This is a genomic window from Rhodobacter sp. 4.3.4 (genome assembly GCF_058724655.1).
The window spans coordinates 1,497,368-1,510,094 of the sequence record NZ_CM178967.1; the positions used below are offsets into that span (position 1 = coordinate 1,497,368).

General features: G+C 67.0%; 21 protein-coding genes and 1 tRNA gene. 10 read left to right on the plus strand and 12 right to left on the minus strand.

Annotated features, from left to right (window positions below):
* Positions 1–56: 56 nt before the first annotated feature.
* From AC4PTB_RS07245 to AC4PTB_RS07275, 7 genes are all read right to left on the minus strand, one after another.
* Positions 57–431, minus strand: a complete 375-nt coding sequence (locus tag AC4PTB_RS07245) for an HNH endonuclease (protein WP_492192344.1) — start codon at positions 429–431, stop codon at positions 57–59.
* A gap of 95 nt (positions 432–526) precedes the next feature.
* The gene (locus AC4PTB_RS07250; RefSeq protein WP_492192345.1) at positions 527–1,438 is read right to left on the minus strand and encodes a hypothetical protein; all 912 of its coding nucleotides are present in this window, start codon (positions 1,436–1,438) and stop codon (positions 527–529) included.
* Positions 1,435–2,046 (minus strand): hypothetical protein, encoded by a 612-nt coding sequence (locus AC4PTB_RS07255; protein WP_492192346.1) that lies wholly within the window; start codon positions 2,044–2,046, stop codon positions 1,435–1,437. The genes AC4PTB_RS07250 and AC4PTB_RS07255 overlap by 4 nt, the downstream gene beginning before the upstream one ends.
* A 173-nt stretch (positions 2,047–2,219) precedes the next feature.
* Positions 2,220–2,885, minus strand: a complete 666-nt coding sequence (locus AC4PTB_RS07260) for a hypothetical protein (RefSeq protein ID WP_492192347.1) — start codon at positions 2,883–2,885, stop codon at positions 2,220–2,222.
* Between the two features lie 111 nt (positions 2,886–2,996).
* A complete protein-coding gene (locus tag AC4PTB_RS07265) occupies positions 2,997–3,359 on the minus strand; it encodes a hypothetical protein (protein WP_492192348.1) in 363 nt (120 codons plus the stop codon).
* Positions 3,356–3,802 (minus strand): hypothetical protein, encoded by a 447-nt coding sequence (locus AC4PTB_RS07270; RefSeq protein WP_492190230.1) that lies wholly within the window; start codon positions 3,800–3,802, stop codon positions 3,356–3,358. Before AC4PTB_RS07270 ends, AC4PTB_RS07265 begins: the two co-directional genes overlap by 4 nt.
* Complete coding sequence (locus tag AC4PTB_RS07275) at positions 3,799–4,068, minus strand: hypothetical protein (RefSeq protein WP_492192349.1); 270 nt, start codon at positions 4,066–4,068, stop codon at positions 3,799–3,801. The genes AC4PTB_RS07270 and AC4PTB_RS07275 overlap by 4 nt, the downstream gene beginning before the upstream one ends.
* An 87-nt stretch (positions 4,069–4,155) precedes the next feature.
* Here AC4PTB_RS07275 and AC4PTB_RS07280 point away from each other — a divergent pair, with 87 nt between their 5' ends.
* From AC4PTB_RS07280 to AC4PTB_RS07325, 10 genes are all read left to right on the plus strand, one after another.
* Positions 4,156–4,830, plus strand: a complete 675-nt coding sequence (locus AC4PTB_RS07280; RefSeq protein WP_492192350.1) for a S24 family peptidase — start codon at positions 4,156–4,158, stop codon at positions 4,828–4,830.
* A gap of 264 nt (positions 4,831–5,094) precedes the next feature.
* The gene (locus AC4PTB_RS07285) at positions 5,095–5,313 is read left to right on the plus strand and encodes a hypothetical protein (RefSeq protein ID WP_492190228.1); all 219 of its coding nucleotides are present in this window, start codon (positions 5,095–5,097) and stop codon (positions 5,311–5,313) included.
* A gap of 87 nt (positions 5,314–5,400) precedes the next feature.
* The gene (locus AC4PTB_RS07290) at positions 5,401–5,676 is read left to right on the plus strand and encodes a DUF2312 domain-containing protein (protein ID WP_492192351.1); all 276 of its coding nucleotides are present in this window, start codon (positions 5,401–5,403) and stop codon (positions 5,674–5,676) included.
* Between the two features lie 85 nt (positions 5,677–5,761).
* The gene (locus tag AC4PTB_RS07295) at positions 5,762–6,031 is read left to right on the plus strand and encodes a hypothetical protein (protein ID WP_492192352.1); all 270 of its coding nucleotides are present in this window, start codon (positions 5,762–5,764) and stop codon (positions 6,029–6,031) included.
* Between the two features lie 10 nt (positions 6,032–6,041).
* Positions 6,042–6,248, plus strand: a complete 207-nt coding sequence (locus AC4PTB_RS07300) for a hypothetical protein (protein ID WP_492192353.1) — start codon at positions 6,042–6,044, stop codon at positions 6,246–6,248.
* Positions 6,249–6,301: 53 nt separating this feature from the next.
* Positions 6,302–6,496: a hypothetical protein gene (locus AC4PTB_RS07305; RefSeq protein ID WP_492192354.1), complete on the plus strand. Its 195-nt coding sequence runs from the start codon at positions 6,302–6,304 to the stop codon at positions 6,494–6,496.
* On the plus strand, positions 6,496–7,215 hold the full coding sequence (locus tag AC4PTB_RS07310; RefSeq protein ID WP_492192601.1) for a hypothetical protein: 720 nt from the start codon (positions 6,496–6,498) through the stop codon (positions 7,213–7,215). The genes AC4PTB_RS07305 and AC4PTB_RS07310 overlap by 1 nt, the downstream gene beginning before the upstream one ends.
* The gene (locus tag AC4PTB_RS07315) at positions 7,208–8,269 is read left to right on the plus strand and encodes a DUF5131 family protein (RefSeq protein ID WP_492192355.1); all 1,062 of its coding nucleotides are present in this window, start codon (positions 7,208–7,210) and stop codon (positions 8,267–8,269) included. The genes AC4PTB_RS07310 and AC4PTB_RS07315 overlap by 8 nt, the downstream gene beginning before the upstream one ends.
* The gene (locus AC4PTB_RS07320) at positions 8,262–8,495 is read left to right on the plus strand and encodes a helix-turn-helix domain-containing protein (protein ID WP_492192356.1); all 234 of its coding nucleotides are present in this window, start codon (positions 8,262–8,264) and stop codon (positions 8,493–8,495) included. Before AC4PTB_RS07315 ends, AC4PTB_RS07320 begins: the two co-directional genes overlap by 8 nt.
* Positions 8,465–9,562, plus strand: a complete 1,098-nt coding sequence (locus tag AC4PTB_RS07325) for a tyrosine-type recombinase/integrase (RefSeq protein ID WP_492192357.1) — start codon at positions 8,465–8,467, stop codon at positions 9,560–9,562. Before AC4PTB_RS07320 ends, AC4PTB_RS07325 begins: the two co-directional genes overlap by 31 nt.
* A 26-nt stretch (positions 9,563–9,588) precedes the next feature.
* Here AC4PTB_RS07325 and AC4PTB_RS07330 read toward each other — a convergent pair.
* The 5 genes from AC4PTB_RS07330 to AC4PTB_RS07350 form a co-directional block, all read right to left on the minus strand.
* Positions 9,589–9,664, minus strand: a tRNA-Ile gene (locus tag AC4PTB_RS07330).
* Positions 9,665–9,703: 39 nt separating this feature from the next.
* Positions 9,704–10,801 (minus strand): threonine aldolase family protein, encoded by a 1,098-nt coding sequence (locus tag AC4PTB_RS07335; protein WP_492192358.1) that lies wholly within the window; start codon positions 10,799–10,801, stop codon positions 9,704–9,706.
* Positions 10,802–11,251 (minus strand): YcgN family cysteine cluster protein, encoded by a 450-nt coding sequence (locus AC4PTB_RS07340; RefSeq protein ID WP_492192359.1) that lies wholly within the window; start codon positions 11,249–11,251, stop codon positions 10,802–10,804. It lies immediately after the preceding gene.
* Between the two features lie 42 nt (positions 11,252–11,293).
* Positions 11,294–12,217 carry a bifunctional riboflavin kinase/FAD synthetase gene (locus AC4PTB_RS07345; RefSeq protein ID WP_492192360.1) on the minus strand — a complete coding sequence of 308 codons (924 nt, stop codon included), beginning with the start codon at positions 12,215–12,217 and terminating at the stop codon, positions 11,294–11,296.
* A 40-nt stretch (positions 12,218–12,257) separates the two neighbouring features.
* Positions 12,258–12,698 (minus strand): MaoC family dehydratase, encoded by a 441-nt coding sequence (locus AC4PTB_RS07350; RefSeq protein WP_492192361.1) that lies wholly within the window; start codon positions 12,696–12,698, stop codon positions 12,258–12,260.
* Positions 12,699–12,727 lie beyond the last annotated feature (29 nt).

Genomic DNA, 12,727 nt, shown 5'->3' on the forward strand with positions numbered 1-12,727 from the left:
CCTCCCGCCGGTGCGGAGGGAAGGGGGCCGAATTCCGGATACCCCCCGGGGGAGGCTCAGTCCGCGCCGTGCCAGATCTCGCGCGCGGTCTTGCGCGAATGGCAGCGCTTGCACAGCGGCTGCCAGTTCGTCCGGTCCCAGAACTTCTGCGCATCGCCCTTGTGGCGGGTGATGTGATCGACCTCGCGCGCGGCTTCGATCACGCCCAGTTCGGCGCAATCGGCGCAAAGCGGATGCGCCGCCAGAAAGGCCGCCGCCGCCCGCTTCCAGCGCGGATCCTGATAAAGCGTGTGCCAGCGCGTGGCTTCGGCCGAGCGCGCGGCTTTGGCCTTGCGTTCCCTGTCACGGGCGAGATGTTCGGGGCAACGCGAGCCGCCGGGCAGGGCCAGCGCCTCGCAGCCCGGCGCCGAACACAGCTTCCTGATCGCCATGCCGTCCCCGGAAAATGAAAACGCCCGCAAGGCCGGTCAGCCTTCGGGCGCAATTCGAGATCATGCAAAACCCATACGCATTCGCGATTTAACGGTCAAGCGCAAAGTCGCATCCTTTCCAGCGCCGCCGCCAGCGCCTTGCGCAGGACTTCGATGTTCTGCCCGCTCTTCGCCCAGCCATGCGCCAGCAGCACATCGCCGAGGCTCTGGCCCTGCAGGCAGAAACCATCGACCAGCGCCCGGTCCGCGATGGTGCGCGCGCCGCCCTCTTCGGCGCGTTTCGAGGGCCGCACCCGGCGCACCGAAAGCGCCGCGCCGGGGCCGATCAGCGCCCGCATCCGCGCCAGCCGCACCGCCGCCTGGGCGTGCCGTTCGATCCAGTCGAGCCCGCCCGCGCCGCCGCCGCCGAGCCGCCCTTCGAGGCTGGAGCATTTGACCCCGCCCGCCGAGACGAATTCGGCCAGCGCCGCATAGCTGCGCCCCGCCAGAACCTGCCCGGGCGAGAACGGCGCCGCCTGACCGCGCCGCTGCGCCGCCCGTTCCATCTTGTCGAAGAGATCGGCCCGCCGCACCGCATCGCGGCCGCGATAGCCCGCCGGTTCCGCCGCGAAGCCCTCCGCGCCCTTCGGCACCATCGCGACCGGCTGAAACCGCAGCGCGGCGCCCCGCGCGGGCGCGGCCGCGATCTCCGGCCCGCAGCTTTGCGGCGCTGCCGCCCGCGCCATCACGCAGGCCTGCGCCAGCGCCTGCATCCGCGTCACCGACAGCACCACCTCCAGCGGGCCGCCCGCGCCGCCCCGCCGCGCCCAAAGCTCGCTGCGCTCCACCGCTTTCGTCGTCAGCGCCCAGTCAAGCACCTCGACCCAGAAACGGAACTGCGCCCGATCGCGCGCGGCCAGCGCCCGGATCGCCGCGGGATCGGCCGTGCCCGTCAGATGGCGCACCGCCAGATCCGCCAGAACCTTCGCGGGAACGACCCGTCCCCCGGGAAATGTCATCAGGCTCATGCCGCGCGATCCTCTGCGTCCGAACTCTTCATCATCGCTTCCGCCAGCGCCAGATCGGCGTGATAGGCTTCCAGCCAGGCGTGATCCTCGCGGCGCAGGCTGCTGCCGCGTTCCAGCATCTGGCGCAGCCCGGCGCGGCGGCGGGCATTGTCGGCGGCCTCTTCGCGCAGCTTCGAGATCATGTAGCGCCCGGGCGGCGGGCCGAGCCGCCGGGCCATCCGCATCAGCTCGACCAGATAGCCGCCGTCGCGCGCCTCGCGCCCCGCCGCCGAGCGCAGCAACGAGGCGACGTAATCGCTTCTTTGCGGCGGCGGCTGCTCCAGCCCATAGGCCCAGCTCAGCAAGAGCGCCGGTTCCGGCCAGACCCCGCGCGCCTGTTTGAGCGCCATCTCGCACAGGCCCCGCAGGTTCTGTCGGCTCATGTAAGACAGCCTGCGCGCGATCATCGCCTGATCGCGGGCATGGTCCTCGGCCGTCACCTTGCGGCTGCGCCGCAGCCCGGCCATCGGCCCGAGCAACTCGGCGCGCACACGCGCCTCGCTCCGGCCCCCGTCCGGCCGTTCACCGTCGGGGCGCTCCCCGTCCTGTTCCTTGTCCTGCCCTGTCATCGTCCCTGCTCCTTTCTCAGCACTTATCCACATATCCACAGGTTCGCCCGTTCGGGTCTGTCTGAGGATCGGCCTCTATCCCTTTCAATGTCTTGTCCTTTTCTCTGTCGTGCAGGACAGTCCGAGAGTGTCTGAGACTGTCTTGACACTGTCTTTCGGACAATCTTGGACAGTTATTGCCGTTCCGATCTGGCCCGCATGGTCAGCGCCAGCATGTGATCCGACCAGGCCGCCAGCGCCCGCTCGACCCATGCCGAGGACCGGTACTCGCAGCCCTGGCTCACCAGCCATTCATCCATGAACAGCAGCGCCGCGTCGTTCTTGGCCAGATCCGCCGCATAGCCGGAGATCGTGATCCGCAGCCGCTGGCGGCGCTTGGCGGCATTGGCCGCCTCGTTCTTCGCGCGGTTGTCTTCCTTGCGCGCGATCGCTTCGGTCAGGGTGCGCAGCACCATCGGATGCATCAACCGGATCTCGCCGCCATCGCAGCGGCAGCGTTCCCAGCGGTGCAGGGGGCCGTAGGGCAGGCTGCACAGCGCCCGCATATGCACCGGATCGACCATCACCAGCCGCGCCAGAATATCGGTGTCGATCGGCAGCGTGCCGACCGGCGACTGGTCATAGGAGATGAAGATCAGATCGAGATAAAGCGCCCGGCATTCGGCCGTGCCGCGCAAGCGCATGTCGGAGTTCAGCCAGCGCCGCCGCTCCCATGGCACGAAATAATGGCTGTCGAGCCGGTCTTCGTTCGACAGCGGATAGTCGCGGATCTCCTCGGCGCCCACCGGCTTGAAGATCGTGGCGCGCTGTGCCCCGGCCCCATGGAATGCCTCAACCATCGCAGATCCTCCCCGCATTCAGAACTGCCCCGCCGACAGGCGACAGCATCACCTCGCCCTGTGCCCGCGGCCCGCTGATCAGCTTCATGCCCATCGTGCCGCCTCCCGTCCTCAGAACGCCCGCGCGAGCAGGTCATCGACCTCGCCCGCCTCGGGCGGCACATCGACCCCGGCAAAGGCCACCGCCAGCGCCGCCCAGGGCGCGCAGCCGATCCGGTCCAGAAAATGCAGCATGCGCAGGCTCGGCACCGCCAGCAGCACCAGCGCGCCGCCCTCGGGCGGTGCCTGCACCAGCCGCACCAGCCCCGCGGCGTCGCAAAACCGCTCGACCGCGTCGATCTCGCCATCGCCCAAAAGCGCCAGCCGGTCGCGCATCAGCCCCAGAAACCGCGCCATCCGCCCGGTCTCGATCCGCAGCGCCATCCGCGCCGTGCCGCTGGCGCCATCGATCACCACCGCCGGGGCGCCGCTCATGGCCGCCCCCGCGCCGCCGGGTCATGGGCCAGCGGCTCCAGCAGCTCGATCAGCCGCGCCGCCAGCGGGCGCATCTGCGCCGCCTCGCGGTGATCGACGTAACCGTCTGCCACCGCTTCGGAAATCTGCATCACCAGCTCGCCCAGCGAGGCCGCCACCCGCAGATGCTCGGGGTCGCCCGGGTTCGCCTCATGCGCCATCTGCCCGCAGGCCGCCAGAATGTCGCTGGTGAAGGACGGCCCCAGCACCGAGCAGATCGACAACAGCGCGTTCAGCTGCGGCGTCGCCCCCTGCACATAGCTCTCCAGCGTCCGCGTCGGGATGCCCGTCGCATCCGACAGCGCCGGAAACGAGAACCGCCGCCCCCGCCCGACCCGCAGCCGCAGCGCATCCTCGATCCGCCGCGCCGCATCTTCTTGCGAGATCAAAGTGCCGTTTCTCATGGGAGAGGTCCCTCCGCACCGTCAGGATGCCGCGTATCGGTCAAGGAATTTTGGAGTGGAGGCGTTTCATTGGCGGAAGGCCAGTTTTCGTCGAACCAGCGCATTGCCTCGTTGAACCTGCGCAGGGTGATGTCTGCACCGCGCCTGATGGCGGTCAGCTTCTTGCTGTCGCCAAATACGCGATGCGAGACGGTGCTGTCGTGATGAACACCAGCGGCCTCTTTGTAAGCATCAGCCCGAGCGAGAAGTGTTTCGATAGTTTGCATGCCGCGCATAATGCGGTCATTTTACCGCCTTGTAAACGGTCATCTTACCGCTACGCGGATTCCAGTACCTGCGGTAATTTTTACCGCATGGACATGGGGGACGTTCTCGCGCGCATTGCCAAGAGGGCAAACGAATTGGGACTCTCGGAAGCGGGACTCTCAAAGGCCGCCGGTTTGTCGAAAGATGGAATTCGCAACTGGCGCCGTCGCTTCGAGGCTGGCGACGAAGTCGCGGGCGCAAACGTCAGCTCCATCAGCAAGGTTGCCACCGCGCTCGGGGTATCGGAGCTGTGGCTTCTGCACGGCATTGAAGACGCCCAGTCCATCCGTCCCGTCGTCTCCACCATCGCGGTCGCTGGTCGGGTTGGCGCTGGCGCGAAGGTCGATCTGGTTGATGCCTATTGCAAGGGGGACGGCCTCTACCACGTTATCTGCCCGCCGCAGATCAACCCGCATGGGATCGTTGCGGTCGAGGTCGCGGGGACGAGCATGATCCCGACCTATGAGCCTGGTTCCGTTCTGTTTTACAGCCGTGATGCAGTCGGCGTGCCGGTCGAGGCCATCGGCAGGATCTGCGTCTGTGAAGACGAGAGCGGCCGGGCATGGGTCAAGCATATCAAGGTGGGCGCCGAAGAGGGCACCTTCAGCCTGATATCCCTGAACCCCGAGGCTGAGAACATGCACGGCGTACGTCTCAAATGGGCGGCTCCGGTGCGCTTCAGTCTGCCGCGCGAGTATGTGCGGCGCAGCCATCATGCTTGATTGATCCGCTCCGCGCGCCTTTGCGAGGCGCCGTCCTTCCGGGTTTCGTTCGTCATGCGCCTCTCTGGCCCCGCTTCGGCGGGGCTTTTTGCTGTTCTGGCCCTGGTGCTGCGCGCCATCTGCTGAAGTTGGCGACGGCGGTCCAATTACCGCTTATCTATTGACAGCGGTAAAACTACCGCCTAGCTTTCCCGCATCGCCCACCGAAGACCCCGCAAGGCAGATCGTGGGCCAGACAGCCATCACCACACACAGGAGGCAGTGATGCGGCGCGACGAACCCAGATTTTTGCGACTGCGCGACGGGCTTGCCACGTCGCATCACCCCTCTCTCTCGCTTTCCGCCTATGCGGCGATCCTCGCGGCCACGCTGCTCTTTGGCCATCTTGGCCTGCGCACCGCGCTGAACCTCACCCTCGCGCTCGAACCGCACATCTGCCACCCGGCCCTTGCGGCGGCGCCCCTCTATCCCGAGTGCCGCTGACTCCCGGCCGGGCAACTGGCCCGGGCGTTCAAGCGACACCGCGCCCGGGCCCTTTTTCCAGGACACAGGATGCTGGACCAGACCCCGATGAAAGAGACGGCCGCCGATCGCGCGGTGCGCGATCGCGCCTATGCCGTCGCCGCCGACGAGCTGCGCCAGTTTATCGAGCAATACGAGCAGCTTGATGCTGAAAAGAAGGACATCAGCGCGCAGCAGAAGGACATTATGGCCGATGCCAAGGGGCGCGGCTATGACACCAGGGTGATCCGGAAGATCATCGCCCTGCGCAAACGCGACAAGAACGATCTGGCCGAGGAAGAGGCGATCCTCGAGCTCTACAAAACCGCCCTCGGCATGATCTGAGATCCCGTGCGCTGACCCGCACGGGCAAGGCTGCGGCGCGTCATCCCCCCTCCACGCGCCGCAGCCCCCAACACGCGAGCCCCCCATGACCTTTCCTGTCCGCGTCGAAGTCATCGACCCAGAGCTTGACGAAGTGATCCGCGACACCGGCCGGTGCGAGATCGACTATCACAGCCCCGCCGGTCGCGGCTGGCTGCAGGGGCAGATCATGTCCCGCCTGCTGAGCGGCCTTGCGCTGAAAATCACGCCGCTGGCCCGCCCGCGGCCCGTGCCTGCGTCGTTGCGAAGGCCGTCTGACCCTCCGGTGACCGCCCCCGCGCGGGGCGGCATCCCGAGAGACAGGAGAGAGAACTAAGGAGGCACACATGAACCAAGACGCACCGCTCGCGCATCTTCAACACCACCGCCCAGCTGTCGCGGCGGTGATGCGCGACAAAACCGGCATCCCGAATGCATCGGATCGAGAGCTTCACGCCGCCAGAGATGCAGGCCTGATTCGCTTTGAAAACTCGACCGGGCACGGCGTCTGGCGGGTGACCCCACTCGGGGCAGACCTGATGACCGATTACTGACCGGCCTTCTCCGCCCCCGCGCGGGGCGGCATCCCGAGAGACAGGAGCGAAATATGACCATCATCGGGGCAATTCTTGTTTTTGTGTCCGTCTTTGGCATCCTTGCCATCAGGCGGGTGATCATCGCCGATCCGGAAAACGGCGGACCCGATCGGGTGACGGACGGGCTCAGCGTCTTGTTGCCAGCCTATGCCTGCTGTGCGCTTGGCTCTTTGGGCGCGTGGCTCATTTGCGCGGCATGGCAATGATGCGCGTTCTGATCGGCTGCGAAACCTCAGGCGTGATGCGCCGCGCATTCTCGGCCCGAGGGCATGATGCCTGGAGCGTCGATCTGCTCCCCAGCGAGGATGGCAGCAACCGGCACATTGTCGGCGACCTGCGCGACTATCTGGCGGACGGCTGGGATCTGCTCGCCGTGATGCACCCGCCTTGCACGCGGCTGTGCAACAGTGGCGTCAGGTGGCTGCACGAGCCCTCGAAGCGCCTGCCGGAGACCTATGCCGCGGCGGAGCGGGAGGCCTATCTGCACATGAGTCGTGAGGAGCGGCTCGCCTTCCTGTGGGCCGACCTCGACCGCGGGGCTGCACTGTTTGCGACCTGCTGGCAGGCGCCGGTGCCGCGCGTGGCTGTCGAGAACCCGGTGATGAACCCGCACGCGCGCGAACGCCTGCCCGCGGATCTGCCGCGCCCGCAGATCGTCCAGCCGTGGTGGTTCGGTGATCCGTTCTTCAAGGCCACCGGCTTTTATCTGCGCGGCCTGCCGCCCCTCGTTCCGACGAACAAGCTGGTGCCGCCGCGCAAAGCCGAAGAGCCGGAGCGGCACGCGAAATGGTCCGCGATCCACCGCGCCAGCCCCGGGCCGGATCGCTGGAAGATCCGCAGCCGCACCTTCCAGGGCCTCGCCGAGGCCTGCGCCGATCAATGGGGCGGCTTCGTCGATCAGCAACAGGAGGCCACCCATGGCTGACAAAACCCTCATCGGCTGGACCGACGCCACCTGGAACATCATCACCGGCTGCAGCATGGTCAGCGCGGGCTGCACCAACTGCTACGCGATGGGGCTGGCGGGATCGCGCCTGCGCCATCACCCCAGCCGCGCCGGGCTGACCCGCGAAACTGGCGGGCGGTCTGTCTGGACGGGCGACGTGCGGTTCAACGAGGGCTGGCTCGACCAGCCCTTTCGCTGGCGCGCGCCGCGCCGGATCTTTGTCTGCGCGCATGGCGATCTGTTTCACGAGGCCGTGCCGGATGATTGGATTGACCGGGTGTTTGCGGTGATGGGAGAGTGCCGCCAGCACACCTTCCAGGTTCTGACCAAGCGACCGGAGCGGATGAGGGACTATCTCGACGAACGCCGCAAAGGAAGGCCGTTGATGCCATCGATCGGCGGCGGGCTCTTGGGGTACCATCCCTTCAACTGTGAAGTGATGCCGCCGGAGAACATCTGGCTCGGCACCTCGATCGAGGATCAGGCCACCGCAGATGCGCGGATCCCGCATCTTCTCGCCACGCCCGCCGCCGCGCGGTTCGTCTCGGCCGAGCCGCTGCTGGGGGCGCTGGATCTGCGCATCACGCAGGCTCGCGGATCGTCTCGCGTTCTGAACGCGCTAACCGGAACGTCGTTTTCCGAAACAAGTCTCTCGGGGCTTCCTCGGGGACCTGGCCTTGACCTTGTAATAGTCGGCGGCGAGAGCGGCCCGCGCGCCCGGCCCATGCACCCCGATTGGGTGCGCAGCCTGCGCGACCAGTGCGTAAGCGCGGGCGTGGCGTTCTACTTCAAGCAATGGGGTGAGTGGATGTTTCAATCGCCCGAAGGCCGGGCGACAGGATTTTATCGGGTCGGCAAGAAGGCCGCTGGCCGCCTGCTCGACGGGCGCACCTGGGACGAAAGGCCGGGGGCACGGGCTTGCCAGGATGCCCGGCAGGCGCGGAGTTCGGACGAGCCGCCTGCAGGTGCGCCGTCGCGGATTCCCGACGCAACCGGGCGTGGCCAGCCTAGCACGGGGGCGGCGGATGGGTAAACACGAACCGCATTTCGTGCCCCGCCTGTTGCCCGCGCCTGAGGCGGCGCATTACCTTGGCGTCTCCGAAAGCACCTTGCGATTGCTTGAAATCCCGCGCCGAAAGCTGGGGGCGAAACGTCTTTACGACCGCTTCGACCTTGACGCCTTCGCCTCGGCGCTGCCCATTGAGGGCGAGAGCGAAGGGGAAACGGTATGCGATCACCTGTTTGGGGTGTCCAGTTGAAGGGGGTCCGGCGCCAGCGTCGCGGCGAGCGCGTGGTGAAATACCACCGCGCCAGCGGCATCCGCTTGCCGGATCTGCCCGAGACGCACCCGGATTTCGTCGCCGCCTGGGCGGCGGCCGAGGCCAGCCTGACCGGCCCCGCCGCGCTTGCACGCAAGGCGCCGGTCGCAGCGGGAACGCTTGCCGCCGCGATCCGTGCCGAAAAAGCCAGCCGTCCGTTTGCCGAGCTGTCGAGCCTGTATCAGTCGATCCTGCGCAGGGACTTCGACGCGATGGAGGCCGCCTATGGCACGGCACCGCTCAAGGGGCTGCGGTCGCGCCATATCGAGGCCGATCTCGACAAGCTTTCCGCCGATGCTGCGAACAAGCGCCTCAAGGCGTGGCGGCGGGTGATGGGCGGCGCCCGGCGACGCGGCGAGATCGAGTCCGACCCGTCGATCGGCGTTAAACGCATCAAGGTCAAGACCGAGGGCTTTCCCGCCTGGACACAGGACGAGGTCGAAAAGTTCCGCGCCCGCTGGCCGATCGGCACCGTGCAGCGCGCCTGTTTCGAGCTGGTCTGCTGGACCGGCGCGCGGACGAATGACGCGGTGCGCCTTGGCCCGCGCAACATCGACCACGGCGGCGTGCTGAGCTACCGGCAGAGCAAGACCGCCAATCCGGCGATGGTGCCCTGGTCCAATCCGCTGCCGGGCTATGCCGCGGCCTGGGCGGCCGAGCGCGAGACCGTCAAGGCGGCGCTGGCCTGTCTCTCGGGTGGTTTCACCTTCCTTGAGGCGAATGGGCGGGTGCGATCGGTGAAGGGTCTTGGCAACGTGATCAGCGAGGCCGCGCGCCTGGCCGGGGTCGAAAAATCCGCCCACGGCCTGCGCAAATACCGCCTCACCGCGATCGCGGAATCGGGCGGATCGGCGCATGCGATCATGGCATGGGGCGGCCATCAGACGCTGGTCGAGGCCGAGCATTACACCCGTGCGGCGGATCGTCGGCGACTCGTCATGGGTGTGGAACAAGACGGGAACGTTGTATCACCCCGCAGCCCTGATACAAAAACGGCAAAAAAGTGAATAACTTCAATGCCGTTTTGGGGATGTGGTAGGCCTGGAGGGACTCGAACCCCCAACCAAGGCGTTATGAGCGCCCGGCTCTGACCATTGAGCTACAGGCCCGTAGCTTGTGCAATGCTCTAGGCGGGACGGCCGGGGCGGTCAAGCACCGGAATGGGGCAGGGGCGCCCCCTCCGCACCGGCCAAAGCGTGGCGCAGATAGGCGAGGAAGCTGTCGATCTCGGCCTCGGTCGTGGCCCAGCTCGTCACCATCCGCGCCGCCAGCGGTTCCGCGCCGGGGCCGTCAAGCGACTGGTCGAAGGGCCAGAAATAATAGGACGCCCCCGCCGCCTGCGCGGCACGATGGCTCGCGCGGGGGAAGGCGGCGAAGACCTCGTTCGCCTGCGTCGGATGGGTCAGCGCGGCCCCGGGCAGCGCGGCAATGCCCGCCGAGAGCCGCGCCGCCATCGCATTCGCCTGCCGGGCAAGGCGCAGCCACAGATCGCCGTCCAGATAGGCCGCCATCTGCGCCGCCAGGAAACGGTGTTTCGAAAACAGATGCCCGCCGCGCTTGCGGCGCAGCTCGAACTCCCAGGCGCGGGCGGGATCGAAGATCACCACCGCCTCGACGCCCATGCAGCCGTTCTTGGTGCCGCCAAAGCTCAGCACATCGACCCCGGCCTTCCAAGTGATCTCGGCCGGGGTGCAGCCCAGGCTGACCAGCGCATTGGCAAACCGCGCCCCGTCCATGTGCACCGGCAGCTTGTAATCGCGCGCCACGGCACTCAGCGCGGCCACCTCGGCGGGGGTGTAGATCGTGCCCGCTTCGGTCGCATTGGTCAGCGAGACCATGCCGCGCTGCACATTGTGCACGCCCGCCCGCGCGGTATGCGCAATCGCGGCGCGCAGCCCCGAAGGCTCCATCTTCGCATGCGGGCCATCGACTAGCACCAGCTTGGAGCCGCCGGTGTAGAATTCGGGGGCGCCGCATTCGTCTTCCTCGATATGGGCGTTGCGGTGGCAGAAGATCGCCCCCCAGGGCTGGGTCAGCACGGCGCAGGAGAGCGCATTCGCCGCCGTGCCGGTCGCCACCAGATAGACCGCCGCCTGCGGCGCCTCGAAAATCTCGCGCAGATGCTCGACCACCACGCCGCTCAGCGGATCGGCGCCATAGGAGGGCACATGGCCCGCATTCGCCGCCGCCAGAGCCGCCATGATCTCGGGCGCGACGCCCGCGGTATTGTCCGACGCAAACTGCATTCACAGATCCTCGATGATGTAGTCCTGCCAGTCTTCCTCCGGCACCTCGGCCTCGGAGACGGTCCAGCCGCGCACCGATTGCCCCGCTGCATGCACCGTCTCGGGATCGCCCGAAATCAGATAATGCCAGGGTTCCAGCGGCTTGTCCGCATAGCGCAGCCGATAGGCGCAGGTCTCGGGCATCCAATAGGCGCTTTTCTTCAGCGATTTCGGCGTCAGCCGCACGCATTCGGGCACGAATTGATGCCGGATCTCGTAGTTGCGGCAGCGGCAGCTTTCGCCATCGAGCAGACGACAGGCGACGCGGGTGAATTCCAGCTCGCCGGTGTCTTCATATTCAAGCTTGTTGAGACAGCATTTGCCGCAGCCGTCGCAAAGCGCCTCCCATTCGGCGGGGGTCAGCTTGGCCAGCGGCAGGGTCCAGAACTGGGGGCGCAGATCACTACTCATCGCGCGAAAGGTGACTTGGATTTGGGCATTTGGGAAGTCACTTCAGGCTGTGCGCAGGATCTGGCGCGCGGTGTCGCAATCCTGCGCCATCTGCTGCATCAGCGCGGGCAGGCCGTCGAATTTCATTTCCGGGCGCAGATAATCGACCAGCGCAACGGAAAGATGCTGGCCGTAAAGATCGCCCTCAAAATCAAACAGGAAGGTCTCCAGATTGGGGGCGTTTTCGCCAAACATCGGCCGCACCCCAAGGCTGGCCGCGCCAAGGTAAGCCCCCGCCTGCGGCCCGGTCAGCACATCGACCTTGACCGCATAGACGCCGAGCTTGGGCAGATGCAGCCGCGCCACCGACATGTTCGCGGTCGGAAAGCCAAGCTCGCGGCCGCGCTTGTCGCCATGCATCACCTCGCCCTCGATCCGGTGCAGGTGACCCAGCATCTTCGCCGCGTCGCGCACCCGCCCCTCGGCCAGCGCCTTGCGGATATTGGTCGAGGAGACCTCCATCCCGTCGATGTGCAAAAGCGGCGCCACCGTCACGTCAAAGCCGAAGCGGCGGCCCAGCGCGATCAGATCGGTCGTGCCCGCCGCGCGGCCCTTGCCGAAGCGGAAATCGCCGCCCACCGTGACATGAGCGGTGCCCAGCCCCTCGGCCAGCACCTTGCGCGCGAAGGTCTCGGGGTCCATCCCCGCCAGCTCGGGGCCGAAGGGCAGCTGGTAAAGCCGCGTCACCCCCAGTTTCGCCAGCCGGTGTTCGCGCGCTTCGGCATTCATCAGCCGGAACGGCGCGGCCTCGGGGGCAAAGACTTCGCGCGGGTGGGGTTCAAAGGTGATGATGCCCAAAGGCTCGCGGCCGCGGGCCAGGTCGATCACCGATTGATGCCCCAGATGCACCCCGTCGAAATTGCCCATCGCCACCGAGGCGCCGCGCGCCTCGGGGGGAAGCCCCGTCCAGTGGGTATAGGTCTGCATGCCCGGTCTTGTCCCGCCTCCGGCGAGGCCGCCGGTCGTGTCAGTTCTTGCAGGCGGGCGCCAGAACCTGCGCTTCGCCCTCGATCACCACCGTATCGCCCACGCGGCAGCGGGTTTCAAGGGTCACGCGACGCTTCACCGGATCGATCGCCGCCACCGTGACCTCGGCGGTGACGACATCACCCGGCCGCACCGGGGCGCGGAATTTCAGCGACTGGCCCAGATAGATCGTGCCATGCCCCGGCAGCTGCTCGCCGATCACCGCCGAAATCAGCCCGGCCGAGAGCATCCCATGCGCGATCCGGCCCTTGAACATCGTGCCCTCGGCGAAGGCCTGATCGAGATGCACCGGGTTGCGGTCGGTCGAGACCTCGGCGAAGAGTTCGATGTCGCGGTCGGTGATTTCCTTGGTCAGGCTGCGCATCATGCCGACCTCGAGCTCGTCGATGCAGATCGTGCCGCGGGAAATGGGATCGGTCATGGGGGCGCTCCGGCTTGGGGTCATGCTGC